Genomic DNA, 25,044 nt, shown 5'->3' with positions numbered 1-25,044 from the left:
TCGTTGTGATAACTTTAAAACTGAACATGTTAAAAATAAGAAATGGTGCTACAGATACACTGTAGAAAACAGTGAGTAGCAAATACATAACAAGAAAGGATGATTATGAATAAGTCATTTAGATATTCTCTTTGTGCGCTAGCAGTAAGCTCGCTGTGTTACAGCCAATTAACACTGGCTCAGCAAAGTGATGACCAGACAAAAGCACAGCAAGTTGAACGCATTGAAGTTACCGGCTCTCGTATTAAGCGTAACGATTTAGAAGGCGCTGCGCCTATTGATGTTATTAGTCGTGAAGACATCGCTAAGTCAGGCTTTTCTAATTTACAGCAGTTATTAGAGCGCACTCCGGTTGCAGGTACAGGCACATTTTCTACACGAGGTAATAATCAAGACTCAACCGCTAACGGTGGTGCGGCGATCAGTCTGCGTGGTTTTGGTTCAGACGCAACGTTAGTGCTAATTAACGGCCGCCGTGTTGCGGTAAGTGCGTTTGCGGAAAATATCGCTAATTCCTTTGTTGATATTAACTCGATTCCGGTTGCGGCTATTGAGCGCATTGAAATTTTAAAAGACGGCGCGTCGGCAGTGTATGGTTCTGATGCTGTAGCTGGTGTTGTTAATATTATTATGCGTAAAGACTTCGAGGGCGCAGAAGTTAGCCTAAGTCATGGTGGCACCACAGGACCAAGCTATGATGAAACCGCAGGTAGCTTTGTTTGGGGCACCCAGGGTAAAGATTCGAATGTTACTCTAATTTTGGATTATTTTAAAAACACCTCAATAACGGCAGGTGAGATGGGCCGTTTTGGCACGGCGAACCAAGAACCCTATGGTGGTGATGACAACCGTTCATCACGCGGATTTCCGGGTAACTTTGTGGTTAACGGTGTAACAACGATAGATCCAGGTTGCCCTGCCGGTAGTGCAGCAGGCATCAACTGTTTGTTTGATTATGGCCCTTATGGTTATGCCAACCCAGCTGCAGAGCGTGTTGGTGCAATGTTGCAAGCTAGCCAAAATTTCAGTAACGATATACAGGGTTATATTGAGCTAGCGGTGCAGCATAACCGTTCTGAAGCTATGGGCGCTCCGACCCCTTTAGATGCTGATGCCGGCTTAACGGTACCTGCCGCTCATCCTAATAATCCGTTTGGTGTTGATGTGGGTATTAATCGTTTCCGTACGGTTGATGCGGGCGCGCGGCAGTGGAGTATTGAGTCTGACACCTTACGTATGGTGGTTGGCTTACGCGGCACTATTAATGATTGGGATTGGGATGTTTCTGCGCAAAAAGGTCGCAGTGAATCAATGCAAACCGGTAGTAAACAGCAAGGTTGGGTGCGGACAGATTTTCTGCAAGAACAAATTAACCTAGGTAATTATAACCCGTTTGGTGGCGCGTATAATTCACCAGAAGTGATTGATGCTATTACGACGTCGTTAGTGCGTCGTGGCGCGTCACATTTAACCTCATATGATGCCAGCATTAGTGGCGAAGCCTTTACGCTGGGCGAGCAAACGGTGTCTATGGCAGCGGGTATTGAATACCGTAAAGAGGATGCCTTCGATCAACCGGATGACCAATTCCAGCGCGGCTTAATTTTTGGTACTGAATCAGTGTCAGCACAGGCGGAGCGTGATCAGTATGCTGCCTATGTTGAGTTCTTAGTGCCCATATCAGATGTGCTTGAATTCACAGTGGCCGGTCGTTATGACCACTACAGTGATTTTGGCTCAACAATTAACCCGCAATTAACGATGCAATGGCGTCCTCTGGATACCTTCACGCTGCGAGCTTCATTTGGCCAAGGTTTCCGAGCCCCGTCATTGGCACAAATTGGCTTAGGGCCGTCACAAGAATCCATGTTCTTCGTTGATACTTTCCGCTGTCCAACGCCAGATGCCTCTAACCCAGGTTGTTCATCTACCGACTACACTATTGTATTTGTTGGTGGTGAAGGTTTGCAGCCGGAAGAGTCTGAGACCTATAACTTAGGCGCGGTGTGGCAAGTAACAGAAGACTTTGATATTACTGCAGATATCTGGAGTATTACGCAAGATAACAAAATTGATAAAAATGATTATCAAAACGTATATAACGCTGAGTGTAATAACCAAAACAGCACGGTTTGCGTGCGCTTACCTGCGCTGCCTGGCCAAGCTTTAGGTGATTTATCACGGTTGTATAACAGCTATGTGAACATTAGCTCGCAAGAAGCGACCGGCTTAGACTTATCTACATCGTATCGCTTAACGCTGCAAGATATGGGTTTGGTTCGGTTTAGCTTAGACTGGTCTTATATCAATAAATTTGAAAAAAATGGCATAGACTACGCTGGTGAGTATAACTATCCAAAAAACCGTTGGTTAGCGTCGGCTGACTGGAGTTACGGTGACTGGGGTGTTACGACAAGCTTGAGCTATGTTGGGCAGTTTGAAGACTATGCTCCGCCTAGCGAAGTTGAATCAACAAAAACACGTAGTGTTGACGCGCATGCACTGCTAGATATTCAAGGGCGCTACAATGTCAGTGAAAAACTACAGTTAGTGCTGGGTATGAACAACGTGTTGGATGAAGATCCACCGTTTGTTATTGGTGACGGTGATGGCGATCTGTATGGTTATGCGTCAAAAGTCCACAATACTCGTGGCCAATATATTTACGGTAAAGTAACTTACCGCTTCTAATATTAAGCCTATAAAAAAACAGCGCCTTGGGGCGCTGTTTTTATTTAAAACCGAGTTATATTGTTTTAGCGATATTAATTAACAATAGGCTCAATATGAATTTCTACGCGGCGGTTTAATGCGCGGTTTGCTTCAGAAGTGTTAGATACTATCGGGTAACTAGGGCCATAGCCTTGAGTTTCAACCCGAATTTCTTTTATGCCTTGCGCCAATAAATATTGTTTTACGCTATTGGCACGAGCTTGCGATAAATTCATATTGTACTGATAAGCACCAGTGTCATCAGTATGGCCGGCAATAACTAACATGGTCTTTTCGTAATCACGTAATACCTTAGCAATATCATTAAATACGGGGAACAGGTTAGAGCGGATATCCGAGCGATTAATATCAAACGTTAGCTGTGCTGGAATGTCTAAACGTAATTTATCACCGTCACGAACAACTTTAACACCAGTGCCGCTAAGCTCATCATTTAAGGCTTTTTCTTGCTTATCCATATAGCTACCAACAGCGGCCCCGGCTAAAGCACCTACTGCGGCACCAATAGCCAAGCGCTTGTTTTTATGATTGCCTGTAGCCTTACCTGCTACCGCACCGGCAACAGCACCAATGGCTGCACCCTTACTGGTATTTGAGTATTCGGTTGAGGCACAACCCGAAAGAACAAGGCCTGCTGAAACTAATGAAACGAGTAAAATTGAGCTGCGCATATATGTAACTCCTAGCAATATTTAGACACTACTTTAGTAAAGTCTACTGAATTTGCGCTGAACTATATCAGCAAGTGACTTTTTCGCTGTTAATCTTTGTTTATTTCTAATGCTTTCGTTCACTTTTTAACGGTTTTTCAGTATTGTACATGGGTTTAGTTATCTGTCAGTGCTGCCAAGGTGGGAAAAGGATTTAGCAATGAACAAGTTTTTAGGCTTAGGCATCGCCTTAAGTGTAATTTTTATGACCAAGCCGGTTTTGGCCGACGTCTATAAGTGTACCGACGCAGCTGGCGAGGTTGTGTTTCAAGGTGAGCCGTGCCGCGAAGGTGACGAAGTAAAACTAGATATCCGTTTTGCTGAGAACTCGAAAGGCGCTGTCGATAACTTGATTTCAGGAAGTTGGTGCGAAGTAGGCACGTCCAACGTTGCAGACGGACTAGTGCAACAAGACAATGCCCTACGTAAAACCTGGATTTTTAGCGATCGACAGATGGTGCAGCATATTACCCAAGGTCAGCGTTTAGATACCTTTAAATATCAAATCAGGCAATCACCCGGCTCTTTTGTTATTGATCATCCGGCTTTTGGTAGTGGCCAAGTAAGTTGGCAGGTGAAAAAATTAACCGAAGATAAGCTAGTTATTGCCGCTTATGGTGGTTTTACTCATTTAACCGCGGGCAATTGTGAAATTGCTATGGCAAGTACAACGAATTAAATAGACACACCTAAAACTACGCTCTAAGCTGCTGCTACAAGGGTAGCATTTAGGTGTGTTATGTTAAATTCTGGCTGGCGGCGTATTGTTATTAAAGTTGGCAGTGCGCTAATTTCTCCTACCGCAAAAGGCTGTTCGACTCGTTATTTATTAGCTATTGCTCGCTTTATTAGTGAATGCCGCCAGCAAGGCATCGAAGTAGTGCTGGTGTCATCAGGTAGTGTTGCCGCTGGTCGGGGCGCAATAGCATTTCCACATCAACCGTTGCCGATTAATATTAAGCAAGCTATGGCCGCGGTTGGCCAAACAGAAATGATGGCAACTTGGAGCCATTTATTTGATTTTCGCTGCGCGCAAATTTTGCTTACCCATGATGATCTTGCTAACCGTCGACGTTACCTAAATATTGATAATACCTTGCGTACTTTGCTTGCTAACGAAGTGCTGCCGATTGTTAATGAAAACGACAGCGTGGCAACGGCTGAACTAAAAGTGGGTGATAACGATAATTTGGCTGCGATGGTAGCGATAGTTGTTGATGCTGATGCATTGATTATTTGTTCTGATATTGACGGCCTATATTCGGCAAACCCGCGTACCACGCCAGATGCACGTTTTATCGCCCAAGTAGCCCAAATTAATGCCGATATATATGCCATGGCAGGAGGTAGCCACCATGCTATTGGCACTGGCGGCATGCTAACAAAAATTCAAGCGGCCGACAAAGCGACGCGCCAGGGTATCGATACGTTAATAGTAAACGGGCAAAAGGCAGATAGTTTTGATGCGTTGTTGTATGGCAAACCAGCCGGCACCTTGTTTATGCGACAACAGGACCGGCTAAGCGCGAAAAAACACTGGCTATTACACAGCCTTAAAAGCCAAGGCAGTATTATGCTTGATACTGGCGCAACCCAAGCACTATTGCATAAAGGTGCCTCATTGCTGGCTAAAGGCGTAGTGAGCATTGATGGGCAGTTTGATAAGGGTGATGCAATTTGGTTATGCGACAATGCCGGTAAGCAATTAGCCAAAGGCATCAGCCAATATAGCGCCACTGAACTGCAGTTAATTAAAGGTCTGCACAGCCAAAGAATTGCAGACGTTTTAGGTTTTTGTCCCAGCGAAGCCGTGGTGCATCGAGATGATATCGCGTTAGCTAATTAAGGTGGGTTGCCAATGAAAATTGCAGTTGTAGGTGGCGGTATCAATGGTTTAAGCAGTGCGTGGCAACTGGCTTTGGCAGGGCATGACGTTAGCCTATTTGAACGAGACAAGTTAATGCAGGCCACTAGCCGAGCCTCGTCTAAATTATTGCACGGCGGTTTGCGCTATTTAGAGCAGGGAGAGTTTCGTTTAGTGCGTGAAGCGCTGCAAGAGCGGCGCTGGTGGCTAAAAAAAGCGCCACAGCTTACCCGCAGGCTGCCAATCCTATATCCGTTATATCAAGATTCTCGTCGTGCCCGTTGGCAACTAAAAATAGGTTTATGGTTATACGACAGTTTTGCTGGGCGCAAAGGTATTGGTCGGCATCGTTGGTTAACGCCGCAACAAGCACTGCGCTGTTCGCCGCAGTTACAGCCTGAGGGGTTGAAGGGTGCCTACTTATTTTTTGATGGTCAGATGGATGACGCCAAGCTAGGTTTGTGGATGGCGGAACAATGCACTAAAGCGGGCGCAATGTTATTTGAACATAGCCCAGTACTGCAGGTAACAACAGAGGCAAAAATTCTGCTAGCAACCGGCTGGCAGCAGTTTGATCGCGTAGTAAATGTGGCGGGCCCTTGGAGCCAGCAGTTATTACAGCAATCTTCGTTACCGCAACAGCCTTTAGACTTGGTGCGCGGCAGTCATCTGCTACTACCCGCAATAAGCCGTTACGGCCATATGCTTGAAGTGCCAGGAGAGGCGCGCATTGTGTTTGTGTTACCTTATCAAGGTAAAACCTTATTAGGTACTACTGAAGTGCGTCAACAGCTAAATGAGCCGATACAGTGCTCTGCAGCAGAGCGAGATTACTTACTGAAGGTATATAACCACTACTTTCAGCCGCAGCAACAGACTGAAGCGGTATTGGACGATTTTGCTGGTGTGCGGCCTTTACTTGGTGGTAGTGCCGACGCAAGCAGAGCCAGCCGTGAATACCAACTAAACTGGCAAGGGCAATTATTAACCGTATCGGGTGGCAAATGGACTACAGCACGGGCACTGGGTAAAAATGTCGCCGTGCAGGTAGCTAAAACGCTGACTAAATAACTACAGGGTAATTGCTAAAATTTTTGAACGGCGTTGATAGTTATACAGCTGCTTTTTTTGTGCGGGTAAATCTTCTACTGTTAGCAATTCAAAACCCTGCTCTAAAAACCAGTGAATACTGCGCGTGGTAAGAGCAAATAATTTCTCATACTTGCGTTGGCGCGCTTGCTGAATAATGCTTTTTAGTAACAAACTACCACGATCGGCATCACGGTAATCTGGGTGCACGGCTAAGCAGGCAAATTCGCCGACATTATCATCTGTAAAGGGATACAGTGCGGCACAACCAATAACTAAGCCATCACGTTCAATCAAGGTAAATTGATCAATCTCCATTTCTAGTTGCTCACGAGAGCGGCGCACTAACAGGCCTTGCTGCTCTAGAGGGCGAATTAAATCTAAAATACCGCCAATATCGGAAATAGTAGCGGCGCGTAACTTTTCTGCCGACTCAGTGACAATTTGTGTGCCGATACCGTCGCGAGAAAATAGTTCTTGCAGTAAGGCACCATCCTCGTCGTAACTTACTAAGTGACAGCGCGGCACACCAGCGCGGCAAGCGGTAATAGCGGCATGTAAAAATGCCATAGTGCTAGGGCAATCAATCGGTTGCTGCTGCATATTTTGTAATATACGCTCAGCGGCATTTGGCATTAGTTCAGCCGTTATTTTTTCATTTTCATCTAAAATACCGCCAATTTCACTAAAGCCAATCATCTTCTCGGCTTTTAGTTTTATTGCGACATGGGTGGCAATATCTTCGGCTGTAAGGTTAAAGCTTTCGCCGGTTACGGACGCTACTATTGGCCCCATTAACACTATGCCGTTATTGTCCAGCTGGCGGCGAATACCTGCCGCATCAATCCGGCGTACCTTGCCGCTATGATAGTAATCTACCCCTTCATCTACTCCTAACGGCTGGGCAATGACAAAGTTGCCGCTAACCACGTTTATTTGTGCGCCCTGCATCGGTGTGTTGCTTAAACTCATAGATAGCCGTGCGGTTATATCAAGCTGCAAAGCGCCGGCAACCTGTTTTATTAGCTTAAACGAGTCGTCATCAGTAATTCGTATCCGATTATGGTAAGCCGGCTCAAGCCCCGCTTGTAGTAACGCGGCATTAATTTGTGGCCTCGCGCCGTAAACCAGGACTATTTTTATACCTAAACTGTTTAGTAGGGCAATGTCGTTAATAATGCTGCGAAAGCCAGGTTGGGTAATGGCTTCACCGCCCAACATAACCACGAAGGTTTTGCCGCGATGCGCGTTAACATAGGGGGCAGATTGCCGAAAACCGGAAACAAGTTCAGTAGTTCGCACGGGTAGCAGGTGTCCTTTTAGCAAAGAGAGTTGGTTTGTAAGATATAAAGATGGCAGCTTGAAGCAAAAACGCCAACGTTAACACCAGTATAGTTTTTGCATTTTAAAATACGGTTGGTTTTATATCCATGCTTTTCGCATAAATATGCTGTTTTAAGTTGTAGGGAAATAAGAAAAGTTATCGTGGTTAGCCGTAAACAGCAGGTTAAAACAACCTGCTGTCTCAGGTAGTTAAGGTTAATCGAGAATAATATGTGGTAAAAACCGCGAACTGTCTTTGGTAATTAAGCTGTTATCTTCGCGAATGCAAATGCCGGCGGCACTGTCGCCAACTACCCAGCTGCCAATTAGCGCATAACTATCAGCAAACTTTGGTAAAGGCGCTAACTCTTGGCGAATATAGCCGCTATCGGTATAAGGCCCGTCTTGTTTGAATAATTTTCCACTGTTGGTTACTAATTCGATATTGGCCCCTTCGCGTGAGAACAAGGGCTTGCGCACCCAGCCATGTTTTAATGTGCTGCCGTCATCGAAAAATGTTGGTAATAAATTAGGGTGGCCTTGATACTTTTGCCACAACATTGGCAGTATGCCTTTATTTGACAACAAGCATTTCCATAGCGGTTCTATAAACTGGGTTTGGCTGCTGATAACCGTGCTGGCAAACTCTTCTTGCAGCATAAATTCCCATGGGTACAGCTTAAACAAACCTTGAATAGGAAAGCCGTCTAAATCGACCAATTGGCCGTCAATGTCGCCTAGTTGTTCCAGCTGAATGTAGCGGCAATTTACGCCAGCTTGTAGCGCAATATCCATTAAGTAATCAACAGTGCCTCTATCTTCGGTACTGTCGGCGACGCTAGCAAAGTAAAAGGGTTGTGCCAGATTAAGCTCGGCAAAGGCCTGCTGTAGCTTGTCTTGTAATGAATTAAACTGATCTGCACCCTGAGGTAGCGCGCCGCGCATTAATTGATCTTCTAGCCATACCCACTGAAAAAAGCCCGTTTCGTATAACGATGTTGGGGTGTCGTAGTTTAGCTCTAGCAACTTAGCTGGGCCGCTGCCATTGTAGCTAAAGTCCATGCGGCCGTATAAATGCGGTTGCTGACTTTGCCAACTGTCGCGCACTGCCTGCCAAAATTGTTCAGGTATAGCGAGCTGTTGTAGCTGTTGCTCGCTAGTAACAATGTCGGCAACCAGATCAAGCGCCATCTGATGTAGCTCTTCAGTTGGCTGTTCTAAATCGTGCTCTATTTGTTGCAAACTAAACTGATAGTAAGCACTTTCATCCCAGTATGGCTCACCGTCAAAAGTATGGAAATTAAAGCCAACACTTTCGGCAAACGCCTGCCAGCCAGGGCGTGGGGTGCTGTTTACTCGTTTCATCGCTAATTAACCACCTGTGCTACTAGCACTGCGCTTGGCTGCTTGAGAGCCAAAACCACCACGTTTTGCCAGTGTTGCCGGTTTAGGTTGTACCGCAGATGGGCGCACACTAGTGGCACCGGGTTTTGACGCTACAGCAGTATTACTTGCGGTGCGAAAGGTATTGCGGTCGTCACGAGATTTATATAGCGGCTGTGTTGCGACAGCGCTGCGTGCTGCACTGGCTGTTGGTTGCGCTGGTGCGCTTGCCATTCCGCCACGGCTTAACATTTGCCCAGCCATAAAGCCCATCATCATCGGCATAAAGAAACCGCTGCTTTGCTGACTTTGTGACCGCTGCTCAGTATTGTTTGCCGCCAGTACGGGGGCGTTTTCACATTGGCCAGTGCCAAAATCTGTTTCGCATTCTTGCTGGCTGGCATAGCGCGGTGCGACCTGCGGGTGCAAAGTTTGTGCTTCAGCAAAAGCAGCTTTACATTCTGCCGGCGGATTATAATAGGCTGCACATTCGTCAGGGCTATTAAATACCTGCACTTCTACCTGCTTTTCACTGCAACCGGCTAATACTAAACCGGCTGCCGGTACCATCATAATTAAGCGGGCTGCTTTACTGCGTTTAAATATGTTGCTCATCAAAGACTCCTTAATAGCTTGGTGGGATCCTGCGCAAAAGGCGACAGTAATACAAGTGAATTAGTGCAATATTATGGAGTTTATTTAATACTTTGTTTTGGCGTAAGTTATTGGGTTTGGCGCTTGGTTCCATAAATTTTGATGTGTGCTTTGGCTAAAAAACTGCTGTGGTTGCCAGCAGCGCGGTAAAAACCGGCGAATTTGGCCGGGCTCCCAGTCGGCGCTAAGCTGCATTAAAATTTCTTTTAAACGCGCAGTGGGAATAACTGATAGCCGATCACGTGCGGGTTTAAAATATAAATTATGCGCAAGGCTAACCTGACAATTATGGCCGCCGCGGCGATATTGTAAGTTGCGGCTGACAATGCGGCATAAGGGTTCAGCTAATTTGGCTGGGTATAGCTGGTTTACTATTGCTAGCTCGTATTTTTCTGCGTAGCCGCTGTCATGCTGAGTAGGTATAAAAGCAATACCATAACCTTGCGGAAAGATACCGACGATATTAATCAGCTGCTGAACCCAGTTAGCTGGAAATTGGCCACGATTGACCCCATCTTTTAATAATAAGCTGGCTTTAGGTAGCGCTTCATATTGGTAGCGGTCTCTACCTGGCAGCACAATAGAGCTGTACACCTGAGGGAGACTAAGTAAAGGGGCTAGTGGGCCATCCGAGTTAATGCTCTGGCTTAATAACTGTTTAATAAATTTTATATTATTTTGTTGTTGCAGCTGATGCAGTTGTTGTTCTCGCTTACTGTTACCGCGATAGGGCACAAGTTGTAAAGCCTCATCCAGTAATCGAGCCATTGCCACCTTACTCGTTGCAAGGTAGCGCTGTCGTTCTTGGTGTTGCATGCTGCGGTTAGCGTCATATTGTCCAGCATAGCCAGTAAGTAGCGTAATAGCATCAATATCCAGTTGACCACAATCTAGTAGCATCACCGCTATTATTAGTGGTAGCTGCACGTTTACACGAAAGGGGCAGGTATCGTCGGCAAAGCGGCGAGCAGTATAATGGTGCAATAACGTGTTATCGGTTAGTAGTTTATGCTCAAGCGCATGCTCAAGTAAACGTAGTGTTAGCGCCGCACGGTATAGTAGTTTGTAACCAAATTGCAGTTCGCGCCAACGTCTCGGTGAGTCTGGGGCGGTTAATTGCAGACTACCTAATAAACGTGCCGAGCGCACTAAGGTGTCAGCTTGGTTATTACCTTCGCTTAAGCGCAACACCTTTTCAGCTAAAAAAGTTAATTGCGGCATTAGTTCTGGTTTTGCGATCACGGCATCACTAACCGGCATATTATTAGTCATGCGAATAAAGTGATGCATATCATTAATTAGGCTGACTAAGCTATCCGCGTCAGCTACCGAAGTAAGTGCCTGTAGCAAGCGTTTTAATTCGCGCATAAAACTGCTGTCAGCAGACAAAGTTGATGAACGCAAGCAGGCGTCTCCGCGATAAGTTAGGTGCTTACAATACCTGATCTTAGTAGTTGAATAAAGCGACCAGTGTTTTAGCTAAGCGGTGGCTGTCGTTGCGCATTATTGTCGAGGCAATAACAAAAAAAGCCAGCAAGCTGGCTTTTTTTGAGCTAATTAGATTAGCCGAAAATTTTACGACGGCTAAGGCCTAATAAACCTGCACCTAATAATAATAAACTCGCCGGTGCTGGCACTTGAGTTGGGCGATTAGACGTGCCAACTACAATGTTATCAAATTCAGCAGCGACGCCGGTTGAAGTGAAACGGAAACTGGTAAAACCCGTGCCGGTAAAATCGATATTTACATACACGTTTGAACCCGGTGCGATCTGATTACCACTGACACCACCGTTGTTGCCTAAAATTTGTGGGCCAGTCAGCGTATCCATTAAATCGCCATTACCATCAAAAAATTCTAAATAGTTATAAACGTCGATAGAACCAAAGTACACGCCTAGGTAATTAATACCTGCGCCAGAGGCAAGAATGCTGCTGTAATCAATAGTAATTGATGACGGTAAGCTGCCACCTTCGGCTGGTGTATAGCCAAAACAGGTGTTGTCGTTAGCTGGTGCAGCAGCATAACCGGCAGAACCCTGGCGAGTGTTAAAGGCATCTGAACCCGACATTGACACTTGAATTGCTGAGCCAGCAAATAATGAGTTGACCGCACAGCCGCTTTGGCCGCTTTGTTTAACGTCATTATAGGCGGTGCTGCCTGCACCAAAACCTACCATTTGCGTAGCGCTGTCAAAGGTTTCAATAAAGAAGCCATTAGCAGGATCTAATAAATTACTTGGGTCGATATAGTTGCTGGTTAAGCCAGAGCCATCAGTAGCGGCTTGGCCACCGTAGGTAACCATTAATGTGGCTTGCGATGAAAAGCAGGCTAAGGCAGCTGTTGTTAGTAAAATCCGTTTAAAGCTTTTCATATAAACCTCGGTATAAATTGTGATGCGTTGTGTACTCTAAGCGTGATAGAGCATAATTAATGCCAGAGTTTTAACTGGCTGTATTTTCTGGTTTTGCTTAACTTTCGTGCCTTACATTTAAATACAATTGTAAACAAAGTCGACAGTGTAAAGTTGGTGCTGGCGTAATGGTTACTCGCAGTGTTCGCACATTTACTGTAAGATACGCGCCCTCTGTTTTAGAGACAACTGCAGCTGCGGCAGATATATTTCGCAGCAATAACTGCGGGATATCGCATGCAATTTACTGATTTAAACCTAGCACCAGCGCTGTTAAAGGCCATTGCTGAAAAAGGCTACACTACACCTTCTCCTATTCAGCAGCAGGCTATTCCTGCGGTGTTAGCTGGCCGAGACTTAATGGCTGCCGCGCAAACCGGTACTGGCAAAACTGCTGGCTTTACATTGCCATTATTACACTTATTAAATGACGGCCCTAAAGTGCAGCCGAACCAAGTACGGGCATTAATTTTAACGCCAACGCGTGAGCTTGCCGCGCAGGTTGCAGAAAGTGTCGCTGTATACGGTAAATATATGCCGTTAAAAAGTACGGTAGTATTTGGTGGTGTAAAAATTAACCCGCAAATGATGGCGCTGCGCCGCGGCGTTGATATTTTAGTGGCAACACCAGGCCGTTTATTAGACTTGTATCAGCAAAATGCAGTGCGTTTTACGCAACTGGAAGTGCTGGTATTAGATGAAGCCGACCGTATGTTAGATATGGGCTTTATTAATGATATTAAAAAAGTGCTGGCTTTGTTACCAAAGAAGCGACAAAACCTGCTGTTTTCGGCCACGTTCTCTGCGGACATTCGTAAATTAGCCAAAGGTTTAGTAAATGATCCGCTGGAAGTATCAGTTAGCCCAGAAAACACCACGGCGGAGCGCGTAGAGCAGCTTATTTATCCGGTTGATAAAAACCGTAAAGCGGCATTAGTAACCAAGTTAATTCTGGATAATAACTGGCAACAGGTGCTTATTTTTACCAAAACCAAGCATATGGCGAATAAACTTAGCCTGCATTTAGAAACTGCCGGTATTAATGCGGCGCCTATTCATGGTAATAAAAGCCAGAATGCGCGCACCAAAGCCTTAGCTGATTTTAAAGCTGGGAAAGTGCGAGCCTTGGTCGCGACTGATATTGCTGCGCGTGGCTTAGATATTGATCAGCTGCCGCAGGTTGTAAATTATGAATTACCTAACGTGGCAGAAGACTATGTACATCGTATTGGTCGCACTGGTCGTGCTGGTGCAGCCGGGCATGCTATTTCGCTAGTGTGCGCCGATGAAACCAAAGAGCTGGTAGGTATCGAGCGCTTAATTAAGCAACATATTCCACGCGCGCTGTTAGAAGGTTTTGCGCCGGTAAATACCGTGCCTGAAATAAAGCTTAATACCAAGCCGTATAAACCGAAGAAACCCAAGGTAGCCAAACCGGGCCATCGCGACGGACAGCGGCCGCTGGCACGTTCAAGCTAATACACATACAGCATCGGTTAGCTGGCTCTGGTATAGTAATATTTTACGCAGCCAAGGAGCCAGTATTAATGCAGTGGCAGGTATTAACCTTTAACGAATTAAACATTTACACGCTATATAGCTTATTGCAACTACGGGTAGATGTGTTTGTGGTAGAGCAAAATTGCCCTTACCCCGAGCTGGATGACAAAGACGTACATCCACAAACCCAGCATATTATTTTGCAAAAAGGCGATAAAGTTATCGCCTATTCTCGCGTATTAGCACCCGATATTGGTTTTGCTGATTTTCCTGCTATCGGCCGTGTCTGTGTTGCGCAAACCGCGCGTCGTTTAGGTTTGGGCCAAGTGCTAATGAGTGAAAGCCTAAAGGTGGTAAATTCTTTATGGCCCAATACCGATATTCATATTTCTGCGCAGTGTTACCTGCAACAGTTTTACCAAGAATTGGGCTTTAAGCCTGCCGGCGAGCCTTATTTAGAAGACGATATTCCGCATTTAAAAATGATAAAACCGGTTAACATTAGCTAACCGGTTTTGTTGTGCTGCTATTTCTGAATTAAAACTTATAACTTAATGCTAACCACAGGCTGCGTGCTTTTTCTGTTGTATTGTAATCGGCGGTGCAGTTATAAGTGTCTTGGGTGTCGGCCAATAAACAGGTACGGCTAGATAAATCGTCGTCTAACAGATTATTAATACGCGCGCTAAAGCTTAACTGATCTGAATACTGATACTTAGCACCTAGGTGCAGTAATTCATAAGATTTGTAATACAGGCTTATGGTTTCAGGGCCAGTAGGGCCGCTGATATTAGCGGTGCCGCGAAAACGCTCACCACGCACTTCAGCAATCAGTTGCATGCTGAAATCGTCCAGCAACTGCCAGTTAACTGTAGCATTAAGCATATTTTTTGGCGTACTAACTAAGGGCAAGCCAGCATCACGGCCACTTTTAACTTCACTGTCGGTGTAGGTGTAATTGGCCGTTAGGCTAATACTGTCGGTAACGTTAAGCTTACCTGATAGCTCAACGCCGCGCGTTTCTGCTTTGTCCACGTTAGCCGCTTGAGTAAAGCTGTTGTAACCAAGCTCTGCCCAGCCTGGGCCTATATCCACGCAAGGTGTACCTGCTGCGGCCGTTTCGCAGTTTGGCAGGTTGTCTTGATTAATAATTTTGTCGCTAAAATCGTTATAGAACAGCGTAATATTACCGCTAAACATATCATTGCTGTAGTAAGCGGCTAGCTCATAGTTTACGCTGGTTTCAGGTTGTAAATCGGGCGTACCAACAAAAGGGCTAACGCCTTGGCCACCAAAACCGGTAATACCAGAGAATAGCTGGTTAGGCTTAGGTGCTTTATAACCGGTACTTACGCCACCTTTAACCGTCCATTGTTCAGTTGGTCGGTAGTTTAAGTAAGCACGCGGGCTAAATTGATTACCAAAGATATTATGGTTATCAAAGCGAGCACCTAGGGTAGCGGTAAACTCAGGATCAAACTCCCAGCTATCTTCAGCAAAAACGGCTACTTGACGATGGGTTTGGCTGGTACCATCGCGAAAACCGTCGCCATACATACCAAATACACCATCTTCCATTTCGGCGTTAAAGTACTGCGCGCCTAGCACAAAGTAATGATCTTGGTATTGCGACTCCAGTTTGGTATCAATAATTAAGTTATCAATTTGCAGGGTACGGGTAGGGCGCGGTAAAAATTGCGCCTGTAATTGCTCGGCTAATGCTGGCGTTAAAGCGGGTTTACTCTTACCTTGAGCAATAACTTGCTGGTTCCATATGGTTTGCAGCTCACCGCGCTCTTCTACGGTAAGCGGTAAAGAGCGGCCAAAGTTTTCACTGCGGCTTTGTGTAATGCTGCTGGTTAGTGTACCAAAATCAAACCGGCCAACGTGTGCCAGTATCCATTGCTCTCGCTCTACGCGCTGGTATGGCGTGTAGCCCACCCGAGGTTGGATCACACCTGCACCGCTAGCACGCCATAAACTGGTTGCACTGTCTAAGGTGCCGGTTTGACCTTCAGTGTTATCGTAACGTTGTTTGGCAATATCGTATTCAAGGCTAATAAATTGTTGTTCGCTAAGGGCGTAGTTTAACGTGCCGCCTAGGTTCCAGTTTTTTGCTGCAACAATTTTTTTATCGCCAAAGCTACCTTCATCTACCCAAGTAGAGCCATCAGGCAAAGGCAAGTTTGCACTATAGGTTGGCGCACTTTCATCGCGGTCGTAAATACTACCACGCAGTGCATAGGTTAAGCTGCTCGCGCCAGTTGGGCCAGTTAGATAAAGGTCAGCTTTTTTGTCATCACCGTATTGGCTATCTTGCTGTAGGTTGCTACTAACGGTAATACTGCCGTGGGTGCTATCTAGCTGTTTACGCGTAATAATATTAATAACGCCACCAATAGCATCAGCACCATACAGTGTAGACATTGGCCCACGTACTACTTCAATACGTTCAATTGCTTCAAGCGGTGGCATATACATAAACTGACTGTTGCCAAAGTTATTTGGCCCAATATCACCTACGTCGCTTTGCCGGCGGCCATCAATTAATACCAACGTATAATCAGCGGGTAAACCGCGCATAGTAATACTAATGTTGCCGTTTTTATCTTGGCCACTGCCGACGTCTATCCCTTCAATATCGCGTAGCGCATCAGCTAAGCTGGTAAAGGATTTATTTTGTAAATCTTCACGTGTTACTACTGACACACTGGCAGGGGCATCAACCAACTTTTGTTCATAACCTGACGCTGTTACTACAATAACTTCTATATTGTGATCCGCTGCTGCCGCGCTGGCTGCAGTTACGCTTTCTGCTTGGGCAAAGGGTAACGAAAAAGCTGCAGCAATGGCACAAGCAACTGTGGTTAAACGAAACAACATGGAAACTCCTTGAGGGAAAGGTTTAGCTTAAAGCTGAAATAAATCGCTATGTAAACAATGTGGCGAATGATAATTATTACCATTGAGTAAAGCAACAACAATTGGAATTAATCGTTGAATAAGTAGTGAATTACAGTGGGTAGTTAATTTACTGAAAAATAGGTAGGAATTAAAAGGCTGGCTGTTAAGTGGCCAGCCGCCGCTTTAGGCTGTTGCTGCGCCGTAAATTTGCTCGGCGTGGTTAAATAGAATCCAGCTGGTAAGAATGTACTTATCGTTTGATATGGGAATGCAGCCACGGTGGGTGTGGGTGAAGTAGGCTGGGGCAATTACCATGCGGCCTGCTTTAGGCTTAATCGACTTTTGCTGGTAATAAAATTCGGTTTCGCCACCTTCGGCCACGTCGTTTAAATAAAACATAAACAATAGGGCACGATGCAATGGCTCGGTGCTGCCTTGTTGCGGGTAAACTTCGCTATGCCAGTAACCATAGTTGCCAATACCTGCCTGATATTTTTGCGCTTGTATTGGCCCTAGCCGATACAGTGCGCGCATAAAATCAACCGCTTTATTTGCCCCCAGCTCTGCGTAATTATCTTGGGTAATAGCCACGGGTTGGCCGGTTTGCGGGTGGCTAATAGTTAAGCCAACCGGGCCTATTAAGGCAAAATGGTACTTCTTGAAATATTCAGCGGCGTAATGGGTAGTGGCCTGCAAAATAATCTGCAGTAACGGCTGGTATTCAGCATGTTGAAATAAATACAGGTCGGTACTGTGCTTTTTCGTTAAATCTACACCGCCACCGGTACGGCCTTGTGTGGTGTGTGGGCTGGCATCAAAAGTGTTGATCAGTTGCTGACAAAAATCAGTTGATAGGGCATTGTCATAAATTTCAATAAAGTCGGTCATTGCAGTTACTCAGGACTGATTTTTAGCAAGGTAGAGCGCAGAATAACAGTAGAATATAAAGCGCAATGTGCGTTAATGGTCTGTTACCTTACTGCATTCTGCGCTTGGGTGAAAGTGGCCTAACTTACTATTTAGTCTCGTTTTAACTTTGTTGCCGCACCAATTGCTGCAAACTGCGAATGTTGTCGGCAATGTCTTGGCGTTGTGGGGCTAATTGTCGTACCTGTTGTAATAAGCGCAGCGCAATTTGATATTGTTGCCGATTAATTTCCAGTTGCGCTTGCCGTTGTAATGCTGACAATTTTACTTCGCTAATGGTAGCGGCACGGCTGTAGTTAATGCTGGCTAATTCAATATTGCCCTGAGTTTCGTACCACTGGGCTAAAGCCAATATGGCATCACCGGCTAGTGGGTCTAACGCTACCGCTTGCTGCAAGGCCTTTAGCGCTTGTTTAGGTTGTTTATCTGCCGTTGCTAGCTGTGCTTGTACCAAGGCTAATTGTGACTGCTGTTTTGCCGTTAAGCGTTCAGTGGGTAAGTGTGGTTTTTGTAATAAACGCCGTACAGCCGACCATTGTTGCTGGTAAGTTAAATACTGTACGGCCTGCAATAATGGCGTATGCCACGCATCGCTTTTGTTACCACCAGCGATAATGGCGCGTTGTAATAAGCTAACACCATGCTCGGCGCTACCGTGGGCAAGGTGTAGTTGCGCCGCTAATAGCAGGTTTTCTGCGCTGTTTTCACCTAAACGCAGCGCCACTTCAATACTGCTTAAAGCTTGGTTTGAATTACCCTGGCTGAGCGCCAGTTGGCTACGCTGCAACCATAGCGTTTTATTGTCAGGCTGTTGCTGCAAGAGTTGTTCAAGCATCGCTTGTGCTTGTGGCCACGCTTGGCTTTGAATTAGCGCATACAGTAAACCTTGCTGCCATTGGTTGTTATCGGGTTCAAGCATTAGTGCTTGTTGATAGCCCGCGACGGCGCTGGCCGGCTGGGCGGTTTGTAGGTTAATAAACGCCAACTGGCCATACACTTGGGCATCGGCAACGCCTAAATTAATGGCCGCGACTAAATGTGGTCGGGCTTGGGTATATTGCTGCTGTTGCATAAACACTAAGCTAATGGCTTGATGTGCTAGCGCTAAATCTGGCTGCTGCTTTAGTGCGGCTTGCAGGGCCGTTACGGCGTCGTCATAACGCTGTAGCGACAGCAATACCTGACCACGTAGCACTTGCAGTGCGGCGCTATCAGTTTGTAGCGGGCGCTGGTTAAATAGCTCGGCAATGGCTTTATAATCTTTTTGCTGTAATAACGGTTGTAGTTGGCGCGAAAAACCAAGTTCCACTGGGCTAACTGCGGCAGTGCGTTGAGCAATAGCGGTATTATTTAGCATAACCTGCCATACCGGCTCGGCCAGTTTCACTTGTAAAGTGTTAGCCCAGCTTGAACTGGCAAATATAACCAAACCCACTACTGCTGTTTTTAATACTTTTGTATTGAATACGGCGATTTTATAAAAAGATGTCATCGTTTAACCATTCCGCAGTTAAGGTTTAAATTCTACTGGCCAAATAAACCGAGCGCTTACCGCTTCGTTAGCTTTAGTTGGCATACTAAAACGGCTATTGCGTACAATGCGTTCAATTTCAGGTTTAAGTTCAGGGTACGGGTTTTCGACAATATCAAGCAGGGTGATCTTGCCGTGCTCATCAATCAGTATATCTAGTTTTACGCGAACATTTTTTACGCCCTGTCGGCTTAAACTACGTGGAAATACGGCATTAAGCGGCGTTTGTAGCACAGGCAGTGCATCTAGTTGATCAAGGCTAAAGGCATTTATTTCCATCTGTAACGATTGCCATTGCAGCTGCTGCACCTGTGGTTTAGGCGCGTTGAGCTCTAATTGCGGTTTCGTTAGCGTAATATCCGGTGTGGGTATTTGCACTGCGCTATGGGTATTTACTTGCACATCTAATACCGGTGTATTGGTAACTGGCTGCGGTGGGCTAGGTGGCGGCGGTGGTGGTGGTACCGGTAGGCTAGCAAGATCAATTGGCCGCACCAGTAATTTTTGTTCGGCTAATGGCTGAAATTGGCGGGAATACCACATCATGCCGAGCGCGGCTGTTAGTAATAAAATACTTAAACCAAAGGCGATTAAACGTATACGCGAGTGCATCTTACTCGGCTACCGTGGCTAGGCTTACTTGGCTGGCACCGGCAAGTTTAGCGGCATCAAGTACTTTCACTAATAAGTCAGCGGGTACGGTTTTGTCTACTTGCAGCACTACGGGGCGCGTACGTTCACGTAACAGCTGCTCAACAGTGGGTTGTACGCCGTCTACACCAATATTGCTGCCGTCGTAATATACTGCGCCTTGATCGGTAATAGCGATCAGTATGACCAATTGCTCAAGTTGACTGGCTGATACGGCTTGTGGCTTATCAACGTCTACACCGGTTTCACGCACAAACACCGTAGTAACAATAAAGAAAATAAGCAGAATAAACACCACATCCAGCAACGGCGACATATCAATGCCCTGATGTTGCTGCTCTAAGCGTTGGCCTAATCGCTGCTGCATTATGCCTCCTGCAGGCACAGATGATTAATGCGCGCACGGTTTAATTTGCTGCTTACCGATGACTGCAATAGCCAAGCTGGAATGGCGCAAGTTAAACCCAGTTGCGTGGTAAATAGCGCTTCGCCAATGCCTGCACTTAAATCAGCGGCACCGCTGCCACCCGATGCCATACCAGCAAATACACTTAGCAAACCAACAATGGTGCCAAGCAAACCGCATAACGGCATGCTAGCAATAAGTACGGTATTAAATTGTTGCCATTGCCCGCACTGTTGCCAGTTACCTTGGCGCAGCAATAGCCATTCTTGTAATAACAGCTGATAGCTACCTAACGCTGCGGCTAAAATTAACCAACAAACAAGGTTGTCGAATAACATTGAGATCATGCTGCATGCTCCTGAGTAATGGCAGACTGAGGCTGCGGGCTTTGCGATAGGCTTAAGGCTAAAGCTTCAAGCTGGTGATAGTAGCTACGGGCTTTGCGTGACAGCAGCGCATGTAATACCAGCGCCGGTATGGCGACTACTAAGCCGAGTTCGGTAGTAATAAGCGCTTGGGCAATACCACCCGATACCACTTGCGGGTCGCCAGAGCCAAACAACGTCATCATATTAAAGGTTTCAATCATGCCGCTAACCGTGCCGAGCAAGCCTAATAACGGTGCCACAGCCGCGGTTACGGCAATAGCGCCTAACCTCGCATCTAACGTTAACCGGCTGTGTTGCAACACGGCAAATAGTGCGTCGTCGCGTTGATGGCCAATCGCATGTTTTTCGCTACAACTGGCTAATTGCTGGGCAAAACCACTAGTGTGTTGTACGCGAGCATTAGGTAAGCTTGCCGTTTGCACCGCGGGTAAGCGCCAAAGTTGCCACGCTTTATGCAGCGCAATAACTAAGGCCACCAAGGCAAAAGCTAAAATAGGCAGGGCCCAAACGCCGCCTTTACTAATATGACTAACCGCTGATTCATGCTGAGTACTTTTCAGTAACGCCTTGTTTAAACTGGGATCAAACATCAGCTCGGCGCGTGATTGCTGTTGTAATTGCGCTAGCGCCGAGTTATCGCTAAATGGCAGCGCAACGGTAGGTACTTCTGCATCATTACTGCGATGAGCTAATAAACCGCCCTGCTGTTGTTGTGCTAACCAGTACCAACTAATGGGCCCAGCGCTAAGCACCTTGGCATTAATTAATTCACCATTTGGCTGAATAATATCGCGTGCTTGCCACTGCGGATAAAGGCTTTGCTGTAACTGTGCCGCATAAGCGCTGGCAGCTTGTAACTGGTTATTCAGATTAGTGTCGGTAACGGCTAAATGATGCTGACGAATAAAGCTGGCCAGCTGATTTTTCTGATACTGCTGCTGATCTTGCCAACCTTTTAAGCGCTCAGTTAGCTGGTTTAAGCCTAACGTGCTTTCATCTTCAGCCCGTCGCGCCACTGCGGTTTTTTCTCTAAGTTGCTGCACTTGCTGCTGCAACGCTTGATATTGCGTAGTGAGCTGCTGTTGTTGCTGGCTAATTTGTTTTTCTGTGCTGCTTAATGTTTGTTGGGCTTTTTGAATATCGGCTAGTACTGAGGCATTCACATCGGCTGCCGCTGCAGTTAGCGTTGTTGTTGCCAGTAACGCCATACCGGTAAGGGTAATAATCTGTTTTATACTAAGCAGAAAACGGCTTGGTTTCATGGCGTTTTCTCCTGTACGGCCGCGCCGGTATGAGTAGAGGTTTCGCCAGAAAGCTGAATAGGTAGGCTAATAAGCTCAGCTTGGGCACGCTTTTCTAGTATGGCAATGGCACTAAGTATTGGTGCGCTATCTATGCTGTTATCAAACTGCCAGGTCCAGCCGGTGCTGGCTGGGAAACCTATGCCGGTGTAGCTGCCATCAGCGCTACTAAACCAAGCTTGGCTGGCGCCTAAATACAGCTGGCGCACTCGTACTTGTTGGCCCTCTGCTGTAGTTAGCGTCATATCATCTAGGCTAAGCCGCTGTTGAAACTCGGCTAGCTTACCCAGTAAAAATAATGCCCGTTGTAATTTAATTGAGCTATCAGCGCTATCTGACAAGCTATCTAGCTCTTGTTGCCATAACTGTTGTAACGGTGGCGGTAATTGCGGTTGCATTACTTGTACTTGTTGTAATAACGCCGCAATTTTTTTTGTGCCTTGCTGTTGCTGCTGTTCTAGTTGCTGCTGCTGGGCCAGCAGTTCGTTGCGCTTTTCGTCAACGGCATTGTTTTGCTTGTTGTTACGCTCAAGTACTTGTTGCAACTGCTTTTGTTCTGCCTGCAGTAAACTGATGCCCTGTTGCAGGCTTTGCTTACGCTGCTGGCCGTCTTGTTGAATTTGTAGCTGTTGCTGCTCTAAGGCTAACCATTGCTGTACCAACGCATCTAATTGCTGAACAGCTTGCGGTGTAGTCGCGGCGCTAGAGAGTGGATATATAAGAAAAATAGCTAATAAACAATGCTTTAAGGCGATATTTTTCGAGTTTTGATAAAGTTTTTGCATGTTTTGCCAGCGTTTGGGTCGTGACCACAAGGTTAACAGATGGTGCATTATGTCAAAACCGTGCACTGAACGCAACTGATAATCTTTCTCATTTACATTGCATTATCGCAGTGCTAGCATATTCGCCGATAAATAAATGCCGGCATACAACCGTCCGGATTGATGCGCTATTCGAGCGCTAGAACGACAAAAACATGGAGCAAAACATGACATTAAAGGCTGATTCTGCCAATAACGGTACCAAGTTTAATAAGGCGCCTCTGGCCCTAGCCGTTACGCTAGCCTGTGCTGTACTAGCTGCGCAAGCTCATGCGCAACAAACCGAACCGGTACAAGAGCTGGCCGTAGCTGAAGCAAAAACCAGTACTGAAGGCGACGTAAAAGTTGAACGTTCGGCTAATTTCAAACTTACTCAGCCATTACTAGACACTGCAAAAACCATTACCGTTATACCTCAAGCGGTAATGAAAGATCGTTCAGTTGATAGCTTGCGTGATGCGCTGCGTAACGTGTCGGGTATTTCACTAGCGGCTGGTGAAGGTGGCGCGCCAAGCGGCGATAGCATGTCAATTCGTGGTTTTAGTGCTAGCACCGATATTTTTGTTGATGGTATTCGTGATATTGCCGGTTATAGCCGTGACACCTACAACTTAGAAAGCATTGAAGTCGCAAAAGGCCCAGGTTCTGCCGTGTCTGGCCGCGGCGCGACAGGCGGTAGCATCAACTTACAATCAAAAACTGCGAAATTAGACCAATTTACCGATGTTAGCCTGCGTTTAGGCACAGAGTCTGATTATCGTGCCATGCTTGATAGTAATGTTGCTGTGGGCGAAACCACGGCCCTGCGGCTTAACTTATTATCGGACGATATTGACGTTGCTGGTCGCAACGAAGTGTTTAATAGTAAAAATGCCGCAGCATTGTCATTGGCAACCGGCATAGGTACTGAGCAGCGCTTTAGCATTAATGCTGAATATCAAAAACAAGATAACTTATCTGACTATGGCTTACCTTGGGTGTCGGATGCGGCAGCAATACCTGCGTTGGCGCCCTATATTAATAAAGCACCACCGGTAAGCTTTGATAACTTTTACGGTAACGTATTTCGTGATTACGAAGATATAAAAGGGCAATCGCTAACCGCGCGGTTTGAACAAGATATAAGCAATACAACAACCTTGCGGGTTCAAGCACGGGTAGGCTCAGTCGCGCGTGAAAGCATTGTTACCGCGCCGCGTTTTATTAATCAGAAAACCAGTACCGACGTGCGGCAAAGCGATGAAAAAACTCGTGATACGAAAAATTCATTATCGGCAGTGCAGTTTGATCTAATTGGTGAATACCAAACCGGCAGCGTAAAACATAACCTAGTCACTGGTGTCGAGTGGGCTAGTGAAACCTTTAAGCGCTGGAATACGGTTGATTTAGTGGACGACAATTTAGATAGCACGCCCGTTTTAGTCGATTTATATAACCCAGACCCACGTAAAGCCTACACCGGTATTTATGGCCGAGACGGCACTAGTACCAAAGCTAAAGGCAAAAGTACTGCGCTATATGTGTTTGATACTTTGACGTTAGACCCGCAATGGGAGCTGACCTTAGGTGCGCGTTGGGACAACTTTAAAACTGATTATCAGTATAACTACGCAGATCCTACGTTAACGGTTGATACGAAAGATTCTATTTTAAGTTGGAACGCCGGCGTAGTGTACAAACCTGCAGCTAACGGCAGCATTTACTTTGCCTACGGTAATTCGTTTAACCCATCGGCTGAAGGCTTAACGGTATCAGCTACTGGCAATATGTCGGAATTAGACCCAGAGGAAACCCGTAGTATTGAACTTGGTACTAAATGGGACTTGCTAGATGGACGCCTATTAACTAGCGTGGCCCTATTTAGAACCGATAAAAACCATGCGCGCACACCAGATCCAGACTTTAGCGGTGAATATACGCTAAATGGCGAGCAGCGAGTGCAAGGCCTTGAGCTAAGTGCAGTAGGTTATTTACAGCCTAACTGGACAGTTATTGGTTCTTACACCTATCAAGACAGCGAAGTAATTAGCGCAGAAGGCAGTGCTGCCAACCAAGTGGGAATGGAGTTGGCTCGCACGCCTAAACATTCGTTAAGTGTTTGGAGCCGTTACGACTTTAACGACCAACTGGCCTTTGGTGGTGGTGCGCAATACGTGGGCGAGCGTTATAACGGTTCTACCGCAACGCGCAAAGTTGCCCCAGGTTACACCAGCTACGATATTATGTTGTCGTACCAAGCCACAGAAAAGTTAGGCCTACAGCTAAACGGTGTTAACTTAACCGATAAACGTTATATCGAGCAGTTAGGTGGCGGGCACTTTATTCCTGGTGCTGGGCGTTATGTTAGTGTAACCGCAAGTTACAGTTTCTAAATACACGCGAGTGTTAAGCCCCGCTAGCAGCAATGTGTGCGGGGTTTTCTCCGTTAAATACCACGTTAA

Annotated in this window: 21 protein-coding genes; 7 read left to right on the top strand and 14 right to left on the bottom strand. The window is 46.1% G+C overall.

Annotated elements, in window-relative coordinates; translation table 11 throughout:
- The first annotated feature begins 105 nt into the window (after window positions 1–105).
- The gene (locus MN199_RS12080; RefSeq protein WP_335739583.1) at window positions 106–2,691 is read left to right on the top strand and encodes a TonB-dependent receptor plug domain-containing protein; all 2,586 of its coding nucleotides are present in this window, start codon (window positions 106–108) and stop codon (window positions 2,689–2,691) included.
- A gap of 74 nt (window positions 2,692–2,765) precedes the next feature.
- On the opposite strand, the gene MN199_RS12075 is transcribed toward MN199_RS12080, so the two are convergent.
- Window positions 2,766–3,404, bottom strand: coding sequence for a YiaD family glycine zipper/OmpA-like lipoprotein (locus tag MN199_RS12075; protein ID WP_335739582.1), 639 nt, complete (start codon window positions 3,402–3,404; stop codon window positions 2,766–2,768).
- Window positions 3,405–3,603: 199 nt separating this feature from the next.
- Here MN199_RS12075 and MN199_RS12070 point away from each other — a divergent pair, with 199 nt between their 5' ends.
- Genes MN199_RS12070 through MN199_RS12060 form a run of 3 tightly spaced genes read left to right on the top strand, consistent with a single transcriptional unit; the run spans window position 3,604 to window position 6,378 of the window.
- Window positions 3,604–4,122 (top strand): DUF4124 domain-containing protein, encoded by a 519-nt coding sequence (locus MN199_RS12070; protein WP_132581011.1) that lies wholly within the window; start codon window positions 3,604–3,606, stop codon window positions 4,120–4,122.
- Between the two features lie 60 nt (window positions 4,123–4,182).
- Window positions 4,183–5,289, top strand: a complete 1,107-nt coding sequence (proB, locus tag MN199_RS12065; RefSeq protein WP_335739581.1) for a glutamate 5-kinase — start codon at window positions 4,183–4,185, stop codon at window positions 5,287–5,289.
- 12 nt (window positions 5,290–5,301) lie between these two features.
- A complete protein-coding gene (locus MN199_RS12060; RefSeq protein ID WP_132581014.1) occupies window positions 5,302–6,378 on the top strand; it encodes a glycerol-3-phosphate dehydrogenase/oxidase in 1,077 nt (358 codons plus the stop codon).
- On the opposite strand, the gene argA is transcribed toward MN199_RS12060, so the two are convergent.
- The 5 genes from argA to MN199_RS12035 all read right to left on the bottom strand — a co-directional run bounded on the left by argA (window position 6,379) and on the right by MN199_RS12035 (window position 12,131).
- The gene (gene argA / locus MN199_RS12055) at window positions 6,379–7,698 is read right to left on the bottom strand and encodes an amino-acid N-acetyltransferase (RefSeq protein WP_132581016.1); all 1,320 of its coding nucleotides are present in this window, start codon (window positions 7,696–7,698) and stop codon (window positions 6,379–6,381) included.
- Between the two features lie 237 nt (window positions 7,699–7,935).
- Window positions 7,936–9,084 carry a glutathionylspermidine synthase family protein gene (locus MN199_RS12050; protein WP_335739580.1) on the bottom strand — a complete coding sequence of 383 codons (1,149 nt, stop codon included), beginning with the start codon at window positions 9,082–9,084 and terminating at the stop codon, window positions 7,936–7,938.
- A gap of 6 nt (window positions 9,085–9,090) precedes the next feature.
- The gene (locus MN199_RS12045; RefSeq protein ID WP_335739579.1) at window positions 9,091–9,717 is read right to left on the bottom strand and encodes a DUF1190 domain-containing protein; all 627 of its coding nucleotides are present in this window, start codon (window positions 9,715–9,717) and stop codon (window positions 9,091–9,093) included.
- Window positions 9,718–9,801: 84 nt separating this feature from the next.
- On the bottom strand, window positions 9,802–11,160 hold the full coding sequence (locus tag MN199_RS12040; protein WP_132581022.1) for a hypothetical protein: 1,359 nt from the start codon (window positions 11,158–11,160) through the stop codon (window positions 9,802–9,804).
- Window positions 11,161–11,318: 158 nt separating this feature from the next.
- Entirely contained in the window at window positions 11,319–12,131 is an 813-nt protein-coding gene (locus MN199_RS12035) for an Npun_F0296 family exosortase-dependent surface protein (protein ID WP_132581024.1), read from the bottom strand.
- Between the two features lie 276 nt (window positions 12,132–12,407).
- Between MN199_RS12035 and MN199_RS12030 the strand changes: the two genes are divergently transcribed.
- Together MN199_RS12030 and MN199_RS12025 are read left to right on the top strand one after the other, a co-directional pair.
- The gene (locus tag MN199_RS12030; RefSeq protein ID WP_132581026.1) at window positions 12,408–13,649 is read left to right on the top strand and encodes a DEAD/DEAH box helicase; all 1,242 of its coding nucleotides are present in this window, start codon (window positions 12,408–12,410) and stop codon (window positions 13,647–13,649) included.
- 68 nt (window positions 13,650–13,717) lie between these two features.
- Window positions 13,718–14,179, top strand: a complete 462-nt coding sequence (locus tag MN199_RS12025; protein WP_335739578.1) for a GNAT family N-acetyltransferase — start codon at window positions 13,718–13,720, stop codon at window positions 14,177–14,179.
- 28 nt (window positions 14,180–14,207) lie between these two features.
- Here the strand turns inward: MN199_RS12025 and MN199_RS12020 are convergent, their stop codons facing one another.
- The 8 genes from MN199_RS12020 to MN199_RS11985 all read right to left on the bottom strand — a co-directional run bounded on the left by MN199_RS12020 (window position 14,208) and on the right by MN199_RS11985 (window position 22,612).
- Window positions 14,208–16,553: a TonB-dependent receptor domain-containing protein gene (locus MN199_RS12020; protein ID WP_335739577.1), complete on the bottom strand. Its 2,346-nt coding sequence runs from the start codon at window positions 16,551–16,553 to the stop codon at window positions 14,208–14,210.
- Between the two features lie 204 nt (window positions 16,554–16,757).
- Window positions 16,758–17,462, bottom strand: a complete 705-nt coding sequence (locus MN199_RS12015) for a 2OG-Fe(II) oxygenase (protein WP_335739576.1) — start codon at window positions 17,460–17,462, stop codon at window positions 16,758–16,760.
- 142 nt (window positions 17,463–17,604) lie between these two features.
- On the bottom strand, window positions 17,605–18,993 hold the full coding sequence (locus MN199_RS12010) for a tetratricopeptide repeat protein (RefSeq protein ID WP_335739575.1): 1,389 nt from the start codon (window positions 18,991–18,993) through the stop codon (window positions 17,605–17,607).
- A gap of 18 nt (window positions 18,994–19,011) precedes the next feature.
- Window positions 19,012–19,644, bottom strand: coding sequence for an energy transducer TonB (locus MN199_RS12005; RefSeq protein ID WP_335739574.1), 633 nt, complete (start codon window positions 19,642–19,644; stop codon window positions 19,012–19,014).
- Window position 19,645: 1 nt separating this feature from the next.
- Window positions 19,646–20,050, bottom strand: coding sequence for an ExbD/TolR family protein (locus MN199_RS12000; RefSeq protein WP_335739573.1), 405 nt, complete (start codon window positions 20,048–20,050; stop codon window positions 19,646–19,648).
- A complete protein-coding gene (locus MN199_RS11995) occupies window positions 20,050–20,436 on the bottom strand; it encodes a MotA/TolQ/ExbB proton channel family protein (protein ID WP_335739572.1) in 387 nt (128 codons plus the stop codon). Before MN199_RS11995 ends, MN199_RS12000 begins: the two co-directional genes overlap by 1 nt.
- On the bottom strand, window positions 20,433–21,740 hold the full coding sequence (locus tag MN199_RS11990) for a MotA/TolQ/ExbB proton channel family protein (protein ID WP_335739571.1): 1,308 nt from the start codon (window positions 21,738–21,740) through the stop codon (window positions 20,433–20,435). The genes MN199_RS11995 and MN199_RS11990 overlap by 4 nt, the downstream gene beginning before the upstream one ends.
- Window positions 21,737–22,612, bottom strand: a complete 876-nt coding sequence (locus tag MN199_RS11985; RefSeq protein WP_335739570.1) for a DUF3450 family protein — start codon at window positions 22,610–22,612, stop codon at window positions 21,737–21,739. Before MN199_RS11985 ends, MN199_RS11990 begins: the two co-directional genes overlap by 4 nt.
- A gap of 158 nt (window positions 22,613–22,770) precedes the next feature.
- Between MN199_RS11985 and MN199_RS11980 the strand changes: the two genes are divergently transcribed.
- On the top strand, window positions 22,771–24,975 hold the full coding sequence (locus tag MN199_RS11980) for a TonB-dependent receptor (protein WP_335739569.1): 2,205 nt from the start codon (window positions 22,771–22,773) through the stop codon (window positions 24,973–24,975).
- Window positions 24,976–25,044 lie beyond the last annotated feature (69 nt).

The sequence above is a fragment of the Rheinheimera metallidurans genome (genome assembly GCF_036983985.1).
Lineage (GTDB): Bacteria > Pseudomonadota > Gammaproteobacteria > Enterobacterales > Alteromonadaceae > Alishewanella > Alishewanella metallidurans.
This window is presented reverse-complemented; position numbering and strand designations above follow the sequence as displayed.